At 73.0% G+C, this 21,220-nt stretch carries 14 protein-coding genes; 5 read left to right on the plus strand and 9 right to left on the minus strand.

Annotated features, from left to right (window positions below):
* Positions 1-128: 128 nt before the first annotated feature.
* The 4 genes from hypE to N5875_RS34180 are packed head-to-tail and all read left to right on the plus strand — an operon-like array spanning position 129 to position 5,669.
* Positions 129-1,160: a hydrogenase expression/formation protein HypE gene (hypE, locus tag N5875_RS34165; protein WP_318206395.1), complete on the plus strand. Its 1,032-nt coding sequence runs from the start codon at positions 129-131 to the stop codon at positions 1,158-1,160.
* Between the two features lie 17 nt (positions 1,161-1,177).
* Positions 1,178-3,622 (plus strand): carbamoyltransferase HypF, encoded by a 2,445-nt coding sequence (hypF, locus tag N5875_RS34170; protein WP_318206394.1) that lies wholly within the window; start codon positions 1,178-1,180, stop codon positions 3,620-3,622.
* Between the two features lie 11 nt (positions 3,623-3,633).
* Entirely contained in the window at positions 3,634-4,947 is a 1,314-nt protein-coding gene (locus tag N5875_RS34175; RefSeq protein ID WP_318206393.1) for a hypothetical protein, read from the plus strand.
* 32 nt (positions 4,948-4,979) lie between these two features.
* Positions 4,980-5,669, plus strand: a complete 690-nt coding sequence (locus N5875_RS34180; RefSeq protein ID WP_318206392.1) for a gamma-glutamyl-gamma-aminobutyrate hydrolase family protein — start codon at positions 4,980-4,982, stop codon at positions 5,667-5,669.
* Positions 5,670-5,727: 58 nt separating this feature from the next.
* Here the strand turns inward: N5875_RS34180 and N5875_RS34185 are convergent, their stop codons facing one another.
* Genes N5875_RS34185 through N5875_RS34200 form a run of 4 tightly spaced genes read right to left on the minus strand, consistent with a single transcriptional unit; the run spans position 5,728 to position 12,026 of the window.
* On the minus strand, positions 5,728-6,723 hold the full coding sequence (locus tag N5875_RS34185) for a TauD/TfdA family dioxygenase (protein WP_318206391.1): 996 nt from the start codon (positions 6,721-6,723) through the stop codon (positions 5,728-5,730).
* Positions 6,720-7,772 carry a TauD/TfdA family dioxygenase gene (locus N5875_RS34190; RefSeq protein ID WP_318206390.1) on the minus strand — a complete coding sequence of 351 codons (1,053 nt, stop codon included), beginning with the start codon at positions 7,770-7,772 and terminating at the stop codon, positions 6,720-6,722. The genes N5875_RS34185 and N5875_RS34190 overlap by 4 nt, the downstream gene beginning before the upstream one ends.
* On the minus strand, positions 7,769-8,641 hold the full coding sequence (locus N5875_RS34195; protein WP_318206389.1) for a thioesterase domain-containing protein: 873 nt from the start codon (positions 8,639-8,641) through the stop codon (positions 7,769-7,771). Before N5875_RS34195 ends, N5875_RS34190 begins: the two co-directional genes overlap by 4 nt.
* Entirely contained in the window at positions 8,634-12,026 is a 3,393-nt protein-coding gene (locus N5875_RS34200) for an amino acid adenylation domain-containing protein (protein WP_318206388.1), read from the minus strand. The genes N5875_RS34195 and N5875_RS34200 overlap by 8 nt, the downstream gene beginning before the upstream one ends.
* Positions 12,027-12,283: 257 nt before the next feature.
* Between N5875_RS34200 and N5875_RS34205 the strand changes: the two genes are divergently transcribed.
* A complete protein-coding gene (locus N5875_RS34205) occupies positions 12,284-12,880 on the plus strand; it encodes an HD domain-containing protein (protein WP_318206387.1) in 597 nt (198 codons plus the stop codon).
* A gap of 17 nt (positions 12,881-12,897) precedes the next feature.
* On the opposite strand, the gene N5875_RS34210 is transcribed toward N5875_RS34205, so the two are convergent.
* The 5 genes from N5875_RS34210 to N5875_RS34230 all read right to left on the minus strand — a co-directional run bounded on the left by N5875_RS34210 (position 12,898) and on the right by N5875_RS34230 (position 20,992).
* Positions 12,898-14,124, minus strand: a complete 1,227-nt coding sequence (locus N5875_RS34210; RefSeq protein ID WP_318206386.1) for a phospholipase D-like domain-containing protein — start codon at positions 14,122-14,124, stop codon at positions 12,898-12,900.
* Positions 14,125-14,163: 39 nt separating this feature from the next.
* A complete protein-coding gene (locus N5875_RS34215) occupies positions 14,164-14,928 on the minus strand; it encodes a 3-oxoacyl-ACP reductase (RefSeq protein ID WP_338498104.1) in 765 nt (254 codons plus the stop codon).
* A 279-nt stretch (positions 14,929-15,207) separates the two neighbouring features.
* The gene (locus N5875_RS34220) at positions 15,208-17,493 is read right to left on the minus strand and encodes a M28 family peptidase (RefSeq protein WP_338498106.1); all 2,286 of its coding nucleotides are present in this window, start codon (positions 17,491-17,493) and stop codon (positions 15,208-15,210) included.
* A gap of 12 nt (positions 17,494-17,505) precedes the next feature.
* Positions 17,506-18,783: an MFS transporter gene (locus N5875_RS34225; RefSeq protein ID WP_338498108.1), complete on the minus strand. Its 1,278-nt coding sequence runs from the start codon at positions 18,781-18,783 to the stop codon at positions 17,506-17,508.
* Between the two features lie 31 nt (positions 18,784-18,814).
* Entirely contained in the window at positions 18,815-20,992 is a 2,178-nt protein-coding gene (locus tag N5875_RS34230) for a condensation domain-containing protein (RefSeq protein WP_338498111.1), read from the minus strand.
* Positions 20,993-21,220 lie beyond the last annotated feature (228 nt).

The raw sequence follows: 21,220 nt of genomic DNA on the forward strand, positions 1-21,220 counted from the left end.
TCCGACGTCCCTCGTCCTCCGACGTCCCTCGTCCCCTGACGTCCGTCGTCCTCCGACGGCCCCCGGCCCCGGCACGCCGCCGCGCGGCGGTCCCGCACCGTACGTCCGCACCGATTTTGGGAGCTTGGTTGAGCACCGGCACGGAATCCCTTCTGGATCAGCACATCGTCCTCGATCACGGGACCGGGGCCCGGCTCAGCCGGGAACTCGTCGAGTTCGTCGTGGACGTCCTGGACGACGTCTACATCGGCGAGATGGAGGACAGCGCGATGCTGCCGATCTCGGTCGGCAAGATCGCGATGACCACCGACTCGTTCGTCGTCGACCCGCCGTTCTTCGGCAACGGCGACATCGGCAAGATCGCGGTCTGCGGCACCGTCAACGACCTCGCGGTCGTGGGCGCCGAGCCGCTCTACCTGACCCTGGCCATGATCCTGGAGGCCGGGTTCCCCATCGCCCGTCTCCACCAGGCCCTGGTATCGATCCGTGACACCGCCCGCGAGGCCGGGGTGAAGATCGTCGCCGGAGACACCAAGGTCGTCGGCGAGGGCGAGGCCGACGGCATCTTCCTCAACACCACCGGCATCGGCGTCTTCCACGAGGAGCCGAAGCGGATGACCGACGTGCGGGTCGGTGACCGGATCGTCCTGAGCGGTCCGATCGGCAACCACACCATCCACCTCCTCTCGGTCCGCGAGGGACTCGGCTTCGAACAGCGCGTGGTCAGCGACTGCGCGCCGCTCAACGGCATGATCGACAGCCTCCGCGACAAGGTCCCGGCCGGTGCGGTCCGCTCCATGCGGGACGTGACCCGCGGCGGTCTCTCCGCCGTCCTCCACGAGTACTCGTCGGCGCTCGGCCGGGCGGTGCGCGTCGAGGAGAGCGCGCTGCCCATCGACCACGAGACGCGGATGGCCGCCGACATGCTCGGCATCAACCCCATCAACGCCGCCAACGAGGGCTGCCTCGCCCTGTTCGTGGCCCCGGACGCCGTCGACGTCGTACTGGAGACCCTGCACGCGCACGAGTACGGGCGCCGGGCCGTGGTGATCGGCGAGATCACCGAACGGGCCGAGAAGTCCGTCGAGATGGTCGGCGCGGACGGCCGGATCAGCGAGATCGAGGAACTCATGGGCGCGGAACTCCCGCGTCTTTGCTGAGAGGACGGGGAGCGGGGATGCGGTCGGAGAACTCCACCGGCGAGACCGGCGAGACCGGCGAGACCGGAGCGGTCGGCGGCACGGGCCCAGGCCCGTCCGAGCGGTGGCTCATCAGGGTCGAGGGCGTCGTACAGGGGGTCGGCTACCGGCCCTTCGTGTACACGCTCGCCCACGAGCTGGGGCTCACCGGCTGGGTGCTCAACGACTCCCTCGGCGTCCTCACCGAGGTGTACGGGAGCCCCGTGTCCCTGACCGCCTTCGCCCGCGCCCTGCGGGACCGGGCGCCCCTGCTCGCCCGGGTGAACGGGGTGCGCGTCGAGGAGACGTCCGCGGGCGGCGACGTGCCGGCGGACTTCACCATCCGGGAGAGCGTCCGGGGCGGCGACGCCCGGACGACCGTTCCCCCCGACTCGCACGTCTGCCCCGACTGCCTGGCCGAGGTGCGCGACCCGGGCGACCGCCGCCACCGCTACCCGTTCGCCAACTGCACCCATTGCGGACCCCGTTACTCGATCATCCGGGATCTGCCCTACGACCGGGCGCAGACCACCATGGGTTCCTTCACCCTGTGCGAGGAGTGCCGGCACGAGTACGAGGACCCGCGCGACCGCCGGTACCACGCCCAGCCCACCGCCTGCCCGGCGTGCGGGCCCCGGGTCACCCTGTCCGGGCCGGACGGTGTCCTCGCCGAGGCGGACGAGGCCATGACCGCGGCCGTCGAGGCGCTCGCCGCCGGCCGGATCGTCGCCGTCAAGAGCGTCGGTGGCTTCCACCTGGCCGTCGACGCCCGGGACGCCGAGGCCGTGGCCCGGCTCCGGAGCCGAAAGAAGCGTGACTCCAAGCCCTTCGCGGTGATGGTGGAGGACCTCGCCACGGTCGGCCGGATCGCCGTCCACGGCCGGGCGGAGGACGAGCTGCTCCGGTCCCCGGCCCGGCCGATCGTCCTGCTGCGCAAGGTGCCCCACGGCCTGCCCGAGGCCGTCGCGCCGCGGAACCCGAACATCGGCGTCATGCTGCCCTCGGCACCCCTGCACCACCTGCTGCTCGACCATCCCTCGCTCGACGTTCTCGTGATGACCAGCGGCAACATCTCCGGCTACCCCATCGTCCATCGCAACGAGGACGCGCTCGCCCAGCTGTTCGAGGTGGCCGATCTGGTCCTCCACCACGACCGGGACATCCACATACGGGTGGACGACTCCGTGGTCCGGTGCACCGACCACCCGGGTCTCGACGAGCCCGTCATCACCTTCCTGCGGCGCTCGCGCGGCTACGCCCCGTATCCGGTGACGGTCGACGCGCTCCCCGAGCCGATCCTGGCCTACGGAGCCGAGCTGAAGACGACGATCGCTCTCGGCTCCGGCGACGAGGTGTACGTCAGCCAGCACATCGGCGACCTCAAGAACGACGAGACCTTCGCCTCGCACCGGCAGACCGCCGCCCACCTCGCCGAGCTGTACGGCCTGAAGCCCCGCTTCGTCGCCTGCGATCTGCACCCCTCCTTCCGCTCGCACATCCTGGCCGACGCCGAGGAGGGCGTCGAGGTGATCGCCGTGCAGCACCACCACGCCCACATGGCTTCCTGCATGGCGGAGAACCGGATCGAGGGCACCACCCTCGGCGTGGTCTTCGACGGCGCCGGTTACGGCACCGACGGCACCATCTGGGGCGGCGAGTTCCTGCTCGGCGACTACGCCGGCGTCCGCCGTACCGCACGGCTGCGCCACATCCCCCTGCTCGGCGGCGACAAGGCCGTCCACGAACCGATCCGCACGGCCTACGCACTGGCCCTCGACGCCTTCGGCGGGGACGTGGACGCGGCCCTCGCCGCCTTCCCCGTCCTCGGCGAACTCACCGAGCAGGAACGGCACGTGTACGCCACGATGGCCCGCCGAGGAGTGAACGCACCGCCGGCCTCCAGCATGGGGCGCCTCTTCGACGGCGTCGCCGCCCTCCTCGGTGTCTGCTCCCGGGCGGAGTACGAGGCCCAGGGCCCCATCGAGCTCGAAGGGCTTCTCGGCCGCGACCTCACGCTCGCGGAGCCGTACCCCTTCGCCTTCGGGCCCGCCGTCGACTCCGCGCCCGGAGAGCGGACCGTCGAGATCGACTTCCGGCCGGTCGTCCGGGCGATCGCCGCCGATCTCGCCGCCGGCCTCGGCACCGTCGAGATCAGCCGCCGCTTCCACTCGGCCGTCGTCGATCTCGTCCGTCACCGGGGAGCCGAGGAGTGCCGGGCCGCGGGCACCGACCGGGTCGTCCTGTCCGGCGGCGTCTTCCTCAACGAGTTCCTGCTCGTCAACTCGCTGCTCGCCCTGCGTGCCGCCGGCCTGTCCGCGCACGCCCACTGCCTGGTCCCCACCAACGACGGAGGCATCGCCCTGGGGCAGGTGATGGTCGCGGCCGCCCGCTCCGGCCCGTCCTCCGCGGCCGCAGCCGCGCGGCCCGCCTCGAACGAACGATGAAAGGAACGCCGATGGCCCCCGCAGAGATCACCCTCAGCGACGTCGTCCGGCTGCTCTCCGAGCACGAGGAGGCCGCCGCACGGACGCTGAGCCTCGTGCCGTCCGAGAACGCCATGTCCGGACTGGCCAAGCTGCCCATGCTCCTGGACTCGTACCACCGCTACTTCTTCAACGAGACCGACGATCCCGGCCGTTGGCACTTCCGGGGCGCGCAGGGCCTGCGCGACGTCGAGACCGGCGTCGCCATCCCGCTCCTGGAACGTCTCGGCAAGGCCGACTACGTCTCGGTACGACCGCTCAGCGGCCTCAACGCGATGACGCTCGCCCTGGCCACCCTCGGCGGCGACCCGGGCTCCACCGTCGTCACCATCGGCCCCGAGAACGGCGGCCACTACGCCACTCCGAGCGTCGCCCAACGGCTCGGCCTGCGAGTCGAGTTCCTCCGGGGTCCCGACCCGCACGCCCTCGACCTCGACCATGCCGCCGAGCTGCTTCGCCGGGTGCGGCCCACGCTCGTCTACGTCGACCAGTCCCACTGCCTCTTCCCGGTCGACGTGGCCTCCCTGGTCCGCACCGTCCGGGAGGCGTCCCCCGAGACGCTCGTCCACGTCGACGCCAGCCACTGGATGGGTCTCGTCCTCGCGGGAGAGTTCCCCAACCCCCTGGACGAGGGCGCCGACAGCTTCGGCGGCTCCACCCACAAGACCTTCCCCGGCCCGCAGAAGGCACTGCTCCTCACCCGCGACGCCGACATCGAGAAGCGCATCCGGGAGACCCAGGACTACCTGGTCAGCAGCCACCACTTCGGCGCCACCCTCAGCCTCGGTATGGCCCTCCTGGAGTTCCAGGAGTTCGGTCCCGTCTACGCGCGAGCCGTCGTCGGGCACACCCGGGCCTTCGCCGGACTCCTCGCCGAGCGCGGCATCACCGTGTGCGCCGCCGACCGCGGCTACACCGCCGGACACCAGCTGTGGCTCGACACCGCGCGCGACGGCATCGCCCCCGGCCTCGCCAGCGACCGGCTCCACGCTGCCGGACTCAAGGTGAACTTCATGGCGGGGCTGCCCGGTTTCACCGGCCAGGGCGTGCGCATCGGCCTCAACGAAGCCGCGTACCAGGGCCTCACCGAAGAGGACCTGCCCGAGCTCGCCGACGTCTTCGCCGCCGCCGTCCGCGACGAGCAGCCCGCCGCCGGCCTCGCCGACCGGGTCGCCGCCCTGCGGGCGGCCCGCACCCCGCTCGGTGCCGCCCTGCCCGAGGCCACGGCCCTCCTCGACCGTTCCCTCGCCCTCGCCGGCCGCGCCCTGCGCGCCGACGCGTCCTGACCCACCTCACGACGACCCCCTGGAGCACGCCCATGAGCCGCCCCGTCATCGGCATCGCCGGCTACCGGGACCAGGCCCGCTGGAACATCTGGGACACCGACGCGACCGTCGTCCAGCAGTCCTACGTGCGCGGGATCACCGCCAACGGCGGCCGTGCGGTGGTCCTGCCGCCGGACGACCTGGACGCCGACGTCCTGCACCGCCTCGACGGGCTGCTCCTCACGGGCGGCGCGGACATCGACCCGGCCCACTACGGACAGGAACCGCATCCCGCCTCCGACACCCCCCGTCCCGACCGGGACCACGGCGAACTGCTGCTGCTGCGCACCGCCCTCGACCTGGACCTGCCGGTCCTCGGTGTCTGCCGCGGCCTGCAGCTCCTCGCGCTGGCCTACGGCGGCACACTCCACCAGCACCTGCCCGACGTCGTCGGGCACACCGGTCACTGCCCGCGCGAGGGCGAGTTCGGTCAGCACGAGGTGCGCTTCACCGCGCACAGCGGGGCCGCCGCCGTGTACGGACCGCTGGCCGTCACCAACTCCCACCACCACCAGGCCGTCGCCGACCCGGGTCGGCTGACCGTCACCGGCCGCAGCGACGACGGTGTCGTCGAGGCGGCCGAGGATCCCGCCAAGAGGTTCGTCCTCGGCGTGCAGTGGCACCCCGAGGTCTCCGGCGACGACGAGCTCTTCACGGCCTTCGTCGCGGCCTGCGCGAAGTGACAGCGGACCCCCTGCCGCAGAGAGCGGCAGGGGGTCCGGTGCCGTCCCCATCAGAGGGTCAGCGGTGACCGGGTGCCACGTACAGGTCGGACATGGCGACGAGGACGCGCCGGTCGCCGCGGAAGGGCTCCCGGGCGTGCGTCGCCAGGAAGTTGTCGACGACCATCACGTCCTCGCGCTCCCACGGGAAGCTCACGGCGGCCTCCTCGTACAGCCCGCGGATCAACGCCATCACCTCGTCCTCGATCTCCTCGCCGTCGCCGTAGTAGGCGTTGCGCGGCAGCCCCTCGGGGCCGTACTCGCCGATGAGGACCTCGGCGACCTCGGCCGGCAGGTTCGAGGTGTGGAAGAGGTGGGCGTGGTTGAACCAGACGGTCTCGCCGGTGCGCGGGTGCTCGGCGAGGGCCTGCCGTCGCGACACCGTCCGCAGACCGTCGTTCCCGGTCCACTCCAGGTCCGTGCCGGACTGCGCGCAGTACGCCTCCACCTCGGACCGGTCACCGGTCTGGAAGACCTCCTGCCACGGGATGTCCAGGTCGGGCCCGTAGTTGCGGACGTACCGCACGCCGTGCCGCTGGAACCGCTCGCGGACCTCGGCGGGGATCCTCGGGAAGACACGGCGCTCACTGGCCACCGGGGTCGCACCGCCGGTCGCGGAGGGCCGGTCGCCGTAGAAGTACAGGCGACTCGGCCAGTTGTGGGCGTAGCTCATCTCGTGGTGGAAGGGAATCCACTGCTCCTCGCTGAGCTCCGTGGAGGTGAAGACCTTGTCGGCGACCTCGTTGCGCGGCGCCGCCCGCTCCAGGTAGCCCAGCAGCTCGGGCGAGAAGGCCCGCGCCGCCCGCCCGAAGGCCTCCGGATCCGGTACGCCGAAGCCGCGGAAGAGCAGCACCCCGTAGCGGTCGAGGGCGGTGAGCAGCCGCTCCCGGTGGGCGTCGATCCAGGGGCCGAGGGGGGTGCCAGGCTCCGCCGCGGTCAGCTTCAGCAGGAAGGGCTCGTCGTCGAGTGGCTCGGCGTGAGCCCCCGGGATGTCCGTACGCTCGCCGGTCGTCACTTCTTCCCCTCCGTCGTCCGTCCCACGAGGTCGCCGACCGGATCCGCCATCGCGGCGAGGATCCGGCGCGGCCCCTCGAAGGGTTCACGGGCGTGTGCGGTGATCATGTTCTCGACCAGGAGGACGTCACCGGGCTCCCAGTCGAAACCGGTCGTCCCGGCGTCGAGGACGGACCGGATCTCGTCGAGCGTCTCCGGCTCGATCGGCGTGCCGTCCCCGTAGTACGTGTTGTACGGCAGGTCCTCGGGCTCCACAGCGGCGAGGAGTCCCTCGCTGACCTCTTCCGGCAGCGAGGAGATGTGGAAGAAGTACGCGTGGTTGAACCAGGTGCGTTCCCCGGTCACCGGGTGCCGGTGCACGGCGGGGCGCACCTGATGGGTGCGCAGCTGCTCCTCGTCCACCCACTCGGCCGTGATGCCGGCGCGGGCGCAGTACGCCTCCACGTCCGCAGGATCCTCCGTCTGGAAGGCCTCCTGCCACGACAGGCTGATGCCCGGCAGGTAGTTGCGGACGTACCGCACCCCGAGCCGCTCGAACTTCTCGACCGTCTCCGGCCGCAGCCCGGCCAGCACCCGGCGGGAGTCGGCGAGCGGCGTGCGGCCGCCCTTCGTGGCCGCGCGCTCGCAGAAGAAGACGATCCGCAGCGGCCAGTTGTCCGTGTACGACTGCTCGTTGTGGAGCAGGATGTGCTGGTCCGCCGGATACTCCGTCGACGTGTAGACGCCCTCGGAGACCTCGCTGCGGGGCGAGGAACGCTCTCCGTAGTCCAGGACCCGGGAAGAGAGGGCGTCGAGCGCTTCCCGGAATCCCTTGTCGTCGGTGACGTCGAAGCCCCGGAAGAGCACGGCGCCGGCCTCGTGGGCGAGCCGGTCGACGGCCTCCCGGTGGCCGGACAGCCAGGCGGCGAGACCGGTGCCGGGCGCCTCGGCCCTGACCAGGGCCGGCAGGCCGTCGGCCCGCCAGTCCGTCCGGATCTCGACGGCCGCTTCGGCGGTCCGTGGCGGGTCGGTGGCGGCTGTCGTGCCGGTCGGTGCCGTTGCGTCGTTCATCGCTGCCTCTCCTGGAAGACGGTGTACCGCGGTGCGGAGGAGGCCACGGCGGAGAGCAGACGCACGAGGTGCGCGACCGGTCCCGCGTGGTCGTCCGCGAGATAGAAGTGGCCGCCGGGGAAGGAGAGCGGGCAGAAACCGCGGCCCGCTACGTCACGCCAGGCGAGGGCACCCGCTTCCGAGCAGTGCGGATCCTCCGTGCCCCACATCATCGTGAGCGGTGCCGCGACCGGTTCGAGCGAGCTCGGCTCGTACCGCTCGATGAGCCGGTAGTCGCTGCGCAGCGGGCCGAGGAACAGCTCTCGCAGCTCGGCGTGGTCGATGACCTCGTCCGGGATGCCGCCGAGCCGGCGGACGTGCGCCAGGAAGGTGGCGTCGTCGGCGAGGTGGTACGAGGTGACACGCCGCCGCGTCGGCGACTGGCGCCCCGACACGACCACATGGGCCGCAGGCGCTCCCGTCCGCTGGAGCCGCAGCGCGAGCTCGTGGACGACCGCGGCGCCCATGCTGTGGCCGAACAGCACCAGCGGCAGGTCCCGCAGCGGTTCGACGGCCTCGGCGACGGCGTCGACCAGCGCCTCCATCGTGGTCACGCACGGCTCGTCGTCGCGGCTCTCGCGGCCCGGGTAGTGCACGACCGCGTGGTCGACGTAGGCGGGCAGCAGCGTGGACCAGGGGCGGAAGTAGCTCGGCCAGCCACCGGCGTGCGGCAGGCAGATCAGCCGGACGGTGACCGGCCCGGCGGGCCGGAACCGCCGCAGCCACGGCTCGGCGGAACCGGGCGTCGGCCTCGCGGCCGGGCGCGGGACATCGGTGGGGGAGACGCGTGAGGCATCGCGCAACGGGGCGCGTCGGGGCACGTCAGACACGGCGGCGGTCGATCCTCGGGATCGGGGCCGCGTCGGACGGCGCGCCCTCCGCCAGCGCCTGCTTCTCGGCGACGAGCTCCGCCAGCGACGCGAGGTCGGGAGCCTTGAAGAACTGGCCGACCTGCACCCGTACCCCGAACTCCGCGCGGATGCGGGAGATGGCACGCAGCGCGAGCAGCGAGTGACCGCCGAGCGCGAAGAACGAGTCCTGGCGGCCGAGCCGCTCCACGCCGAGGAGTTCGGCGCACAGCTCGGCGAGCCGCGCCTCCAGCGGCGTCCGCGGCGCCTCGTACGGGATGCCGCTGTCCCGGCCGTCCGGCTCCGGCAGCGCCGCCGTGTCGACCTTGCCGTGGGCGTTCAGCGGCCATCGCTCCAGGGCCACCAGGTGCGACGGGACCATCGCCTCGGGCAGCAGACCGCCGAGCAGCTCGCGCAGCTCCGTGTCCAGCCCCGCGGGCACCTCCTCGGTGCCCGTGGTCACGTACCCGACGAGCTGCACCTGTCCGGTGTCGTCGACGCGCACACGGACGAGGGCGTCGGAGACGACAGGGTGTCGGCGCAGCGCGCCCTCCACCTCGCCGGCCTCGACACGGTGGCCGCGGACCTTCACCTGGCTGTCGCCGCGCCCCAGGAACTCCAGGGAGCCGTCGGGCAGGCGCCGTGCCCGGTCGCCTGTCGCGTACAGCCGCTCGCCCCGCGCGAAGGGGTGCGGGACGAACCGCTCGGCGGTCGCCCCGGGCGCCCCGAAGTAGCCGCGGGCCAGCTGGACGCCGCCGATGAACAGCTCGCCGGGCACGCCGGTGGGCTGCGGCCGCCCGTGGGCGTCGAGCACGAGCAGCTCGGTGCCGGGCACCGGCCGTCCGATGGGGACGTCGGCGGGCACGGGCCGTCCGACCTGCCCGGCGGTCACGTCGATGACGGCCTCGGTCGGCCCGTACTGGTTGAACAGCCGCGCCGCCGGATGACGGTCGAGGAGCAGCCCGGCCTGCTCGGCGGACAGCTTCTCGCCGCCGCTGAAGAAGACGCGCACGCTCGGATGGGCGCAGGTCCCCGCCCCCGCCGCGTCCGCCGAGGCGAGGAACTCGCGCAGCATCGACGGGACGAAGTGGCAGACGGTGACCCCGTGCCGGTCGATCAGCTCGTGGAGGTGGTCCGCGTCACGGTGGCCCCCGGGACGGGCCTGCACCACGGCCGCTCCGGACACGACGGGCAGCAGCAGCTCCCACAGAGAGACGTCGAAGCCGATCGGCGCCTTCTGCAGCACACGGTCGCCGGCGTCGATCGCGTACGCCTCGCGCATCCCGGCGAGCCGGTTCAGCAGACCGCCGTGGGTGAGCACGACGCCCTTCGGGCGTCCGGTCGAGCCGGAGGTGAACAGGAGGGCGGCGGCCCGCCCGGAGGCGAGGGGCCCGTTCACGGGACGGTGGTCGGGCAGGCCGGTGACCCCGCCCTCGGGGACGGTGACCCTCTCCCGGCCCGGGAAGAGCCCGTCGAGCGTCGGCCCGGTCAGCACGATCCGCGGCGCGCCGTCGCCGACGAGCTGTTCCAGACGCGCGGCCGGATAGTCGGGGTCGAGCGGCAGGTGAACGGCACCGGCCTTCAGGACGCCGAGGACGGCGGCGACCAGATCGGCGCCCCGTTCCAGGCAGACGCCCACCCGGTCCTCGGGTCCGACGCCCCGGCCGGCGAGGAGGTGCGCCACCCGGTTGGCCCGTGCGTCGAGCTCCGCGTACGTGAGGACCTCCGCGCCCGTTTCCCCGGCCCCGCCCGTTTCCCCGGCCCCGCCCCTTTCCCCGGCCCCGGCCGTGTCCCCGTCTCCGGGGCGGTCCGCGATCACGGCGGTGGCGTCGGGCGTACGGTCGGCCTGCGCCTCGAACCAGGCGACCACATCGGTGTGCAGCGACTCCACGGCCGGCTCCGAGGCGAGCGCGCCGACGACCCGCTCGTACTCCTCCGAGGACATCACCGGCAGCTCCCGCACCGCCCGGCCGGGGGTCTCCGCGGCGGCGGTCAGCACCGAGACGAGGGCGGCGGCCAGTCGGGCGGCCGTGTCCCGGTCGAAGAGCTCGGTGGAGTACTCCAGCCAGCCGTCGAGCCCGCCGTCCTCCTCGGGCACGAGCTGCACGGAGAGGTCGCACCGGACGGTGCCGACCAGCGACGGCAGCACCTCGGCCTCCAGACCGGGCACGGAGAACGCCAGCGGCGGGGTGTTGTGCAGCACCAGCCAGTGCCGGGCGAGGGTGGTCTGGCCGGACACGTCCCGTTCGGCGGGCACTTCGGCCACGATCCGCTCGAAGGACACGTCCTGGTGCGCGTAAGCGTCCACGCACACGTCCCGGGTGCGCCGCAGCAGAGCCCGGAAGTCGTCGCCGGGCTCCAGGCCCACCCGCAGCGGCAGGGTGTTGACGAAGAAGCCGACACTGGACTCGAGCTCGGCCCGGCGACGGCCGGCGACCGGCGTGCCCACGACCACGTCGTCCTCGCCCGACCAGCGGCCGAGGACGATCGACCAGCCGGCGACGAGTCCCATGAAGAGGGTCGCCTGAGCCTCGTCGGTGAGGGCACGCAGCCCCTTCACGACGGACGCGGGAAGCCGCAGCGGCACCGTGTCACCGGCGTAGGCGCGCTGCGCGGGCCGCGGCCGGTCGGCCGGCACGTCGACCATCGGGACGCCGTCGAGCGTCTCCCGCCAGAACTGGAGCTGCTCGTCCAGCAGTCCCTGCTCCAGCGTGCCGCGCTGCCAGGCGGCGAAGTCCGCGTACTGCAGCGCCAGCGGCGGCAGACCGGCCGCGCGGCCCTCGGAAAGCGCCGCGTACGCCGTCCCCAGCTCCGTCATCAACAGCCCCATGGACCAGCCGTCGACGACGATGTGGTGAACCGACAACACCAGTGTCCATTCGGGCTCAGGGGCGTCGGCGACCTTCAGGAGCACCGCCCGCAGCAGCGGCGGGCGGGCCAGGTCGAAGCCCTCGGAGGCGAACTCGGAGACCGTCCGGTGCAGTTCGCCGCGGGTCGTCTCGCGCACCGGTACGCGCACGGTGACCTCGTCGGCGCCCAGGATCCGCTGCTCCAGCTCGCCGGTCTCGGGGGACTCGCCGATCGCCGTGCGCAGCACCTCGTGGCGCTCCACGAGCAGGGCGAAGCAGCGCTCCATGAGAGCGGGGTCGAGGTCGCCGCGCAGGCGCAGGGCACCCGTGCCGACGTACATGGGCGAACCGGGCCGCAACCGGTCCACCAGGAACAGGCGTTCCTGGCCGAAGGAGAGGGGGGCACGGTCCGTGGCGCCGGTGCGCGGCCCGATGCGGTCGATGGCCTGCCCGACACAGGAGTCGTCGAGGAGCTGGTCCAGAAGCCGGCGTTGCTCGGCCGAGAGCGAGAACTGCATGGAAGTCTCTCCACGATCGTGAACGGTCAGGCAGAAGGGGTCGGTTCCATGGCCCGGCGCACGCTCAGGGGCCGCATGTCGGCCCAGTCGGCGGCATGCACGGTGCGGACCTCCAGCAGGTTGTGGCGACCGGACCAACCTGTCCGCTGAGACGGCGGCTGTATTGTCGGGAGTCCTCCTGACAGCCGTCCCCGCCGCGTCAGGTGAATGCCAGCGGACCCTGCCGGGGGCCCTGGAGCGGGGTGATACTCGGCCCCATGACTCACGACATCCCGAAGATCCCGGACACCCCCGCCTGCGTGGGGGCCCTGGACGTCGCCCGCGCCTACTGCTCCCCGGCCCTGCTGAACCACTCCGTGCGCGCCTACGTCTGGGCGGCGGCGTACGGCTCCGAACACGGCATCGGCTTCGACCCCGAACTGATGTGGGTGGCCTCGATGTTCCACGACATCGGCCTCGTGACCGAGTTCGACAACCGGACGGTGGGCTTCGACCACGCGAGCGGACATGTGGCCTGGGTGTACGGCGCGGGCGCCGGATGGCCGGTGCCGCGGCGCGAGCGTCTGGTGGAGGCGGTCGTCGCGCACATGCTGGACGAGGTCGACGTGGCCGCGGACCCGGAGGGCTTCCTCCTGGAACGGTCGACCAGCATGGACATATCCGGCCGCTACATGGACGACTTCCCGGCGGAGTTCAAGGCAGAGGTGCTGGAGCGCTGGCCCCGCCTCGGGATCGCGGGCGAGTTCCTCGACTGCTTCCGTCTGCAAGCCCATCACAAGCCGGACAGCTCGCCGGCCGCCTCCCTGCGGAACGGCATCGCGGACCGCATCCTGGGCAACGCCCTGGACCGCTGAGGCCCTCGGGGAGGCCCTCAGAGGAACCGGCGTACGGGCGCCACCGCGCCCTCCTTGAGCCGGTGCGACCAGGGCCGGGCGGCCCAGGTCTCCGCGGGGACACCCGCGCTCACCGCCCGGTCCTGGTCGAAGTGCGCGTCGAGGGCGGCGGCGAGCTCCTCGTCGAGGACGGCGAGCATGACTTCCTCGTCGTGGTCGAGGGAGCGGCGGTTGAGGTTGGCGGAGCCGACCACCGACAGGGTGCCGTCCACGGTGAGCACCTTGGCGTGCATCATCGTCGGCCCGTACTCCCAGACGCGCACCCCGGCGTCGAGCAGGCCCGCGTAGAGGCGACGGCCGGCCTGCCGGCAGACCGCCTTGTCGGTGTGCCGTCCCGGTACCAGGAGCTCCACCTCGACGCCCCGGCGGGCGGTGGCCCCGAGGAGACCGGCGAAGTCGTCGTCGGGCGCGAAGTAGGCGGTGGTGAGCCGGACGCGCTCCTCGGCGGATTCGAGCACCACCCGCAGCAGCGTGCGCATGTCCTGCCTGCCGACGCCCGCCGAGCCCCGCACCACCTGCACCGCCGCGTGGCCGGCCGGCGACTGCTCCGGGAACAGGTCGCGCTCGTCGAAGAGCCGGTCGTGGCACTCGGCCCAGTTCTGGGCGAAGGCGGCGGCGAGACCGTCCACGGCGGGGCCCCGCACCCGGAAGTGGGTCTCGCGCCACTCTCCCGCGTGCCGGGCGTCTCCGGCCCATTCCTGGGCGATCCCGACACCGCCGGTGAAGGCGGTGGTCTCGTCGACGACGAGGACCTTGCGGTGGCCGCGGTGGTTCTGTTTGAAGGGGGACAGTCCGAGCGGAGCCCGGAACCACGCCACGTCCACCCCGGCGGCGGTCATCCGCGCGAGGACCGGCCGCTCGATGAGCCGGCTGCCGAAGCCGTCGAGCAGAAGCCTGACCCGTACACCTGCCGCGGCCCGTTCGGCGAGGGCCTCCGCGACGTCGCGGGCGACGCGCCCCCGCCAGTACACGAACGTCATCAGGTCGACGGTCCGGCGGGCGGCACGGATGGCCTCGAGCATCGCGGGGAAGATCTCGTCCCCGTTGCGCAGCGGGAGGATCTGGTTGTGGTCCGTCATGGGGGTGCCGAGGAGGCGCTCCAGACGGCGGCGGATGCGCCGGGCGCGGTCCCGGGTGGCCGGAGGGCCGGGCCGCGAGCCGGGCGAGGGCGCAGCTGTCCGGAGCGCCTCCTCGGCTCTGGCCATGGTGGTTCTTCTCCGTGTCGGGGTTCTGTCCGCGTCGTTCTAGAGCGGGGTGACGTACGCACCGGAGATGCCGCCGTCGACGACGAAGTCCGCCGCGTTGACGAACGAGGAGTCGTCGCTCGCGAGGAAGGCGACGGCCGCGGCGATCTCCTCGGCCTCGGCGAAGCGGCCGGCGGGGATGTGGACGAGGCGGCGCGCGGCGCGCTCGGGGTCCTTGGCGAACAGCTCCTGGAGGAGCGGGGTGTTGACCGGTCCGGGGCAGAGGGCGTTGACGCGGATGCCTTCGCGGGCGAACTGCACGCCGAGCTCGCGGGACATCGCGAGCACGCCGCCCTTGGAGGCGGTGTACGAGATCTGGCTGGTGGCCGCGCCCATGAGAGCGACGAAGGAGGCGGTGTTGATGATGGAGCCCTTGCCCTGGCGGCGCATGTAGGGCAGGGCGGCCTTGCAGCAGAGGTAGACGGAGGTGAGGTTGACGTCCTGGACGCGCTTCCAGGCCTCCAGGCCGGTCTCCAGGATGGAGTCGTCGTCCGGGGGCGAGATGCCGGCGTTGTTGAAGGCGATGTCGACGGAGCCGTAGGTGTCGAAGGCGGTCTTGAACAGCGCCTCGACCTGATCGGGGTCGGTGACGTCGACCTGGACGAAGGTTCCGCCGACCTCCTCGGCGGCGGCCTTGCCTGCGGTCTCGTCGATGTCGCCGCAGACGACGTTCGCACCCTCCGAGGCGAAGCGGCGGGCGGTGGCCAGGCCGATGCCGCTGCCGGCTCCGGTGATGACGGCGGTACGGCCGACCAGTCGACGCATGACGCTCCTTGTTTCGTGGTCGTCGGAAGAGAGAGGAGGACGGGGGCGACGGGGGCGACGGGCGCCCCCGGCGATTCCCTGGCGACCCTAGCCACGGGCGGACGGGCCGGACACCGAGGAGAACCATGGACTACCGGGGGCGCGCGGGAGCCCGTGCGTCGGGAGGTCACGCGCGTCGGAGGTCGCACGCGGGCGAGCGTTCACGCGCGCCGGAGATCACGCGCGGGCAACCGTTCACGCGCCGGAGATCACACGCGGGCGGGCAACCCTTCACGCGCGTCAGACCGTCCACGTGCGGGAGACGAGAGACACGCCCGACGCATGGGCCGCCCAGGTCTCCGTGGGGGGCGGGGACACCGGCAGCCCGGCCGTCTGTGCTTCCAGCAGCAGCCGCACAGGGCCGTCACCGCGCACCGTGAGGACGATCTCGTCGCCCTCCGGACGAGGGGCGGGCAGCAGGAGCCCCCACTTCCAGGGCCCCGAGGCGAACCCCCGGTTCTCCCCGCCCGGTACCTCCGTGGTGCCGATCCGGGCGCTGAGCAGGGCGCCCGCTCGCGTGTAGAGGGTGAGCCGGGAGGCCCGTCCTCCGTCGGTGCCCACCCACAGGCGGATCTCGCGCCCGCCGTCGACCGCACGGCTGCCGCGCACGCGCAGGACCGGGGAAGGGGCCGGAGCTCCAGGGGCCGTGGCGGCGTACCGGCCGCCCTCTCCGAACAGGAGGGGGAAGGTCTCCTCGACGTTCCGGCGTCCGCCGTCGGCGTAGGACCGCGACCAGTCGGTGGCGCCCGTGCCGTCGCTCAGCCACTGGGCTCGGCCCGTGTCGGCGTCGAGTCCGTGCACGAGGCTCGTGGGCGCGGGGTGCGCGCGGTCCACGCGGTCGAGGGCCGTGCCGGTGCCCGTGAGGGCCGGTCCGGCGACGAGCAGGACGGCCAGGGGGATCACCGCCCGACGTCCCGGCAGTGTCACGGCCAGGGACGAGGACAGGGGCGCCGCGACCAGGGCCACCAGGAGCATCGGGATCGCCACGAGGGCCAGGCCGACGGAATCCTTGAGGAGGGCGGCCACCGGGAGCATCAGCACCGCCGCCGAGAGGCCCAGGGCCCCGGCGGGCACGAGGACCCGCAGCCGTGACGTCGCGGGACGCCGGGCCACCGACGCCAGTCCCACGGAGCCGCACAGCGCGGGCCACGCGAACAGGTACGAACCACCGGGGAAGAACAGGGCGGTGGTCACGGCGAGCCCGGCGAACCACAGGACGGCGGCTGCCCCGGCTTCGTACGCGTACCCCTTGCGCAGGAACAGCATCGCCCAGGCGTAGGCGGCGGCGGTCGCGAAGGCGGCGAAGCCGAGCGAGGTGATGGTCGTGCGGTGCGGGTTGCCGAAGGCGAAGCCCCCGTACTCCGGTCGTGCCCAGCACAGCACCTGCCAGCCGGCCAGCCCCAGGGCGAAGGCCACCACCAGGGGCACGGGGAGCGTCGCCACGGCGACGCCCAGAGGCCGCCGCGCGACGCCGGTGCGGCGGTCCGCCCGGAGCAGTACGGCCAGGGCCGCGACCAGGGCTGCCACCGCCAGCGGCAGCACCCACGCCTCGGAGTGGACGACCAGGAGGCCGCCCAGGGTGAAGTAGGTCGCGTCGGAGGCCTTCCGTACCTCGCCGAGGTCCGCGGCGGCGAGCCTGTGAGCCGCGGAGAGCACGGTCGAGCCCAGGTCCTGGAGGCTCCCGGTGTCGAGGTTCGCCAGATTGTCCTCAGTGGTGTGGTAGTTCGCCGAACCGCCGACCACCGCGAAGTTCATCCCGGTCATTCCGGCGCGCTGGAACACGGTGAAGTCGGTCTCGTGGGGGAGGAGCCGGTAGACCTCGTCGGACAGGGACGTGGTGACCGGGGGAAGGTCGCCGAGGGCGGGGAGCAACGCGGCGTTGTGGCCGCCTGTCTGGAACATCACCGCCCGCCCCGATGTCCCCGCCGCGTCGATGTTGAGGACGACGGTGTCACCCGACGGCGAGGAAGGGGAGGACGCGACGAACGCGCGGGCGCCGAGGAGCCCCTCCTCCTCTCCGTCCGTGAGGAGGAACTCGATGTCGTTGCGCGGCGCCGGTCCCTGGCTCAACGCCCTGGCGATCTCCAGGATCGCGCCGACTCCCAGGCCGTCGTCGGAGGCACCCGGACTGTGCAGGGCGGAGTCGTAGTGCGCCACGATCAGCAGACGGCCGGTCGGCCGGGAGCCGGCCACTTTCGCGTGGATGTTGTGCACGGGTGCGATGACCGAGGACCCCGAGCCCGTCTGACTGGCGGTCGACTCCCGGACCTCCGGGGCCAGCCCCAGCGCCGTGAAGGCGTCGACCAGCCGGCGGCGGACCTGGGCGTGCGCGGGGGTGCCCATCGGGTGTGCCGCGGTGGAGAGCGCCGCGATGTGTTCGCGCGCGCGGTCCGCCGAGAACGACGTGGAGGGCGCGTCGGCCGCCACGGCGGAGGGCGGTGAGACGACGCCGAGGGTGCCGTAGCCCGTGAGCAGTACGGCGAGCAGGGCGAGTACGGCGGGCGCCACTCGGCGAAGCGCTGTCATGAGAGGGGTTCCTCAATGTCCTTGAGCGGGATCGTGGGTCCTCGGCCTGTCGCACGTCGCGGACGATTCCGCGGCGGCGACGCGGGCGTTGGTGAGCCGGGGCACGGCGAAGGCGCCCGCGACCAGCAGCAGCCCCGCCGCGATGAAGAACGGGGACCGGAGGCCGAGCCGGTCGGCGAAGACGCCGCCCGCGAGGCCGCCGAGCGGGGAGAGCCCGTTCACGACGGACCGGTACGCACCGTTCACGCTGCCGAACAGATCCGGCGGGATCAGGGTCTGGCGCAGTGTCGTGGCCGCCACGTTGACGAGGGAGACGCTCGCCCCGACGACGGCGAAGGCACCGGCCGCCACCAAGGCGTTCGACGTGCTCCCGGCGACCGCGAAGGGGATCGGGCAGATTCCGAAGGCCAGTTGAAGGGCGGTGCCCCGGCCGAACGCGCGCGTGATCCTGGGCGCCAGGAGCAGTCCGCCCAGCCCGCCCAGGGCGATGACCACGAGCATGACGCTGTACTCCGTGCTGTCCAGGCGCAGTACCTCGAACGCGTACAGGACGACGATGCCGACCACGCCGACGAGGGCGAAGTTGAGCAGTCCGGCGATCAGGCACAGGGTCCGCAGCAGGGAGTGGCCGAAGAGCCGGCGGAAGCCGGAGGCCGTACCGGCTCCCAGGGCGCGCAGCGAGAAGCCGCCGTCCCCTCCCGCCGGGCGTGAACCACGCCCGCGCAGCCCGAACACGAGCACCGCGGAAAGCAGGAACGTGACCGCGTCCACGGCGAACGGGAGGGTGGGCGAGACGAGGAACAGCGCGGTCCCCAGGGGCGTGCCGACGAACTCGATGGCGAGGAACTGCCCGCCCAGAAGGCGGCTGTTGGCCGCATCGAGCGATCCGGGCCCCACGACGTCGCGGACGACGGCCTGGGACAGGTTGTCCGCCAAGGCCTGCACGGAGGTCAGCGTGAAGGCGGTCACCGCGAGAACGGTGATGGTGACCTGGTCCAGGGCGCTGAGGGCGACGAAGCCCGTCAGCACCACGGTGCGGACCCCGTCGCAGAGCCACAGGGCGCGCCACCGGTCGACCCGGTCGGCGAGGGCGCCCGCGAACGGCCCGACGCATATCCACGGCAGCCGGCCCGCGACGGTGACGAGGGACACCAGGAAGGGGTCACGGGTGAGCGCGGCCGCGAACAGCGAGAGGGCGATGGTCCGCACCCCGTCACCGAGGCCGGAGACGGTGGTCGCGGTCCACAGCCGCCGGAACCCGCGCGCGAAGGGCGGACGGCCGGTCTTCACCCTCATCCCCTCGCGTCCGCGGCTCGTTCCCTCACGTCCGGAGCTCCGCCGCGACCTCGTCCGCCCGCATCCCCTGGACCTTGCGGATGATCTCGGCGATCCGGTCGGCGTCCGCGCCGCCGAGCCGTGCCCGTTCTCGCACCAGGTCGGCCAGCGAGGCGATCGTGGGTGCCTCGATGAAGAAGTGCAGGGGAAGCTCGACCCGGAACAGCTCGCGTACCTGGGACACCATCAGCGTCGCGAGCAGCGAGTGGCCGCCGAGGCGGAAGAAGTCGTCGTCCCTGCCGGGCGCTTCGACGTCGAGCGTCTGCTGCCAGATGTCGGCGAGGATCCGTTCCAGCTCCCCCGAGGGCGGCGTGTGAACGGCGACGTCATGGGAACGGACCCGGGCGGGAACGGGGAGGGCGCCCCGGTCGAGCCGGCCACCGGCCGTGCGGGGGAAGGCGTCCAGGGCCGTGATGTGGTCCGGGACCATCGGGCCGGGCAGGCGGTCGGCCAGGAGACGGCGCAACGCCTCCCCGCCCGCGATCGCCCCGGTGACGTACGCGAGCAGCTCGTGGCCGCCGTCATCGTCGCTGCGGGCGAGGACGACCGCCTCCTCCACGCCCGGCTGTTCCCGCAGGGCGGCCGTCACCTCGTCGACGTCGACCAGGGCGCCCCGCACCTCCAGGAGGTGGCGGTCCGTCGCGTGCGCCGCGGCGTACGCGGCGAGTGGCCCGGCCGGTCCCGCCAGTCCGGTCAGAGGTGCGTCGCCGCCTCCCGTGAGCGCCCCCAGGACCTCGAGGAACGCCGCCACCACGTGCTCGGCGGTCTCCCGGGCGAACAGCTCGCCGGAGTAGTGCAGCCAGCCCGACACGCCACCCTCGGCCGTCGGGTGGAGATCGAGGCTCAGGTCGAACTCGGTGTCCGGGGAGGGGAGTTCGACCACCTCGGCCGAAACGCCCGGGAGTCGGATGCTGCCCATCGGGACGTCCCGCAGGGCGACCATCACGGTGGGCCGCAGAGGCCGTCCGCCGGTCTCCTCCCCGGCGGCGCCGACGATGCGGTGCAGGGGAAGTTCCTGGTGCGCGTACGCGTCGACGCACCGGCCGCGCGTGTGCGCAAGCAAGTCGTCGAACGTGCCGACCGGGTCGACCGTCAGCCGCAGCGGCACGGTCCGGGCGAAGAACCCCACCACCCGTTCGACCTCGGGCCGGGGGCGTCCCGCCGTCGCGGTGCACAGCAGGAGGTCCGACTGGCCCGACCAGCGCTCCAGCACCAGGGCGAACGCGGAGAGCAGCACCATGAACGGGGTGGCCTCCGCCGACTGGCCGAGCCTCGTGAGCACCGAGGTCAGATCGGGGGAGACGGCCACCGGCACGGCACGGTCGCGCGCCGCCCGCCCGTCCGGCCGCGGAAGAGCCCCGACGGGAAGAACGGGAACCCGGGCGCCGGTCAGGGACTCCCGCCAGTACGCCGCGTGGCGGGCCGCCTGCGGGAGCTCCGCCTGCCGGCGCTCCCACGCGGCGAAGTCCGCGAACTGCACGGCCGGCGGGGCGAGGACCGGCGGCCGTCCCTCGGACGCCGCCGCGTACAGAGCGATGAGTTCCTGGACGAGAATGCCCAGCGACCAGCCGTCCAGCACGGCGTGGTGCGCCGTCAGGGCCATGACCCAGGAGGCCGCCCCCTCCCGGGGCCCCGCCGCGTCGCCGCCGTCCCGCACCTTCCAGAGCGCGGTGCGGATCAGGGGTGGGCGCTCCAGGTCGAAGGGGATCGCCGCGAGTTCGGCCAGCCGCCCCGGCACCTCGTCCTCCGGAACGTCCTCCACGGTGAGCGGCACGGACACCTCGTCCGAGTCCCGCACCACCTGGACGAGCCCGTCGGCGCTGGTGACCTCGAAGCCGGTACGCAGCGGCTCGTGCCGCCGTACGAGCGCCGCCAGCGCCTCGCGCAGCGCGTCCTCGTTCAGGTCGCCCGTGAGCCTCAGGGCTACCGGCACGACGTACGCCGACGATTCCGGCCGCATCTGCTGGTGGAAGTAGAGGCGCTCCTGGTTGGTGGCGGCGGGGAGCCGGTTGATCCCGGCCTCGCGGGGCAGCAGGGGGAGCGGCTGCCGGCCCGCCTTGCCCAGCTCGGCCAGGCGGCGGCTGAGCAGCCGGCGCCGGTCCGGCGACAGCGCGTCGATGCGACGGTGCAGGTCGTCGGGGTGCGACGCCGTCTCGTCCGCCATCACTGACCTCCTTGTGTTCCGGTGACGGGGGTGCGCGGGGGGTTCCGCGTACGGTCGCGAAGACGCGACGTGCCCGACGTACGTGCCGGGCATCGTGGCAGCGTGCCGCGCCCGGCAGGCAGTCGGGAGGACTCCCGACTGCCGTCCCGCACCCGGGGGACCGGAAGGTCGACAGCAGGGTCCGAAGGACCGACCGACGGGTGGCGCGTGGCCGACGCGCCCGGGGAA

Origin of the sequence: Streptomyces sp. SJL17-4, assembly GCF_036826855.1 — a bacterium.
In the GTDB taxonomy this organism is placed as follows: domain Bacteria; phylum Actinomycetota; class Actinomycetes; order Streptomycetales; family Streptomycetaceae; genus Streptomyces.

Bases quoted from the DNA above. Each gene is read 5' to 3' on its own strand.
- N5875_RS34180 (WP_318206392.1), top strand. From the start codon at position 4,980: ATGAGCCGCCCCGTCATCGGCATCGCCGGCTACCGGGACCAGGCCCGC.
- hypF (WP_318206394.1), top strand. From the start codon at position 1,178: ATGCGGTCGGAGAACTCCACCGGCGAGACCGGCGAGACCGGCGAGACC.
- N5875_RS34220 (WP_338498106.1), bottom strand. From the start codon at position 17,493: ATGACAGCGCTTCGCCGAGTGGCGCCCGCCGTACTCGCCCTGCTCGCC.
- N5875_RS34200 (WP_318206388.1), bottom strand. From the start codon at position 12,026: ATGCAGTTCTCGCTCTCGGCCGAGCAACGCCGGCTTCTGGACCAGCTC.
- N5875_RS34230 (WP_338498111.1), bottom strand. From the start codon at position 20,992: ATGGCGGACGAGACGGCGTCGCACCCCGACGACCTGCACCGTCGCATC.
- N5875_RS34190 (WP_318206390.1), bottom strand. From the start codon at position 7,772: ATGAACGACGCAACGGCACCGACCGGCACGACAGCCGCCACCGACCCG.
- N5875_RS34205 (WP_318206387.1), top strand. From the start codon at position 12,284: ATGACTCACGACATCCCGAAGATCCCGGACACCCCCGCCTGCGTGGGG.
- N5875_RS34210 (WP_318206386.1), bottom strand. From the start codon at position 14,124: ATGGCCAGAGCCGAGGAGGCGCTCCGGACAGCTGCGCCCTCGCCCGGC.
- N5875_RS34175 (WP_318206393.1), top strand. From the start codon at position 3,634: ATGGCCCCCGCAGAGATCACCCTCAGCGACGTCGTCCGGCTGCTCTCC.
- N5875_RS34215 (WP_338498104.1), bottom strand. From the start codon at position 14,928: ATGCGTCGACTGGTCGGCCGTACCGCCGTCATCACCGGAGCCGGCAGC.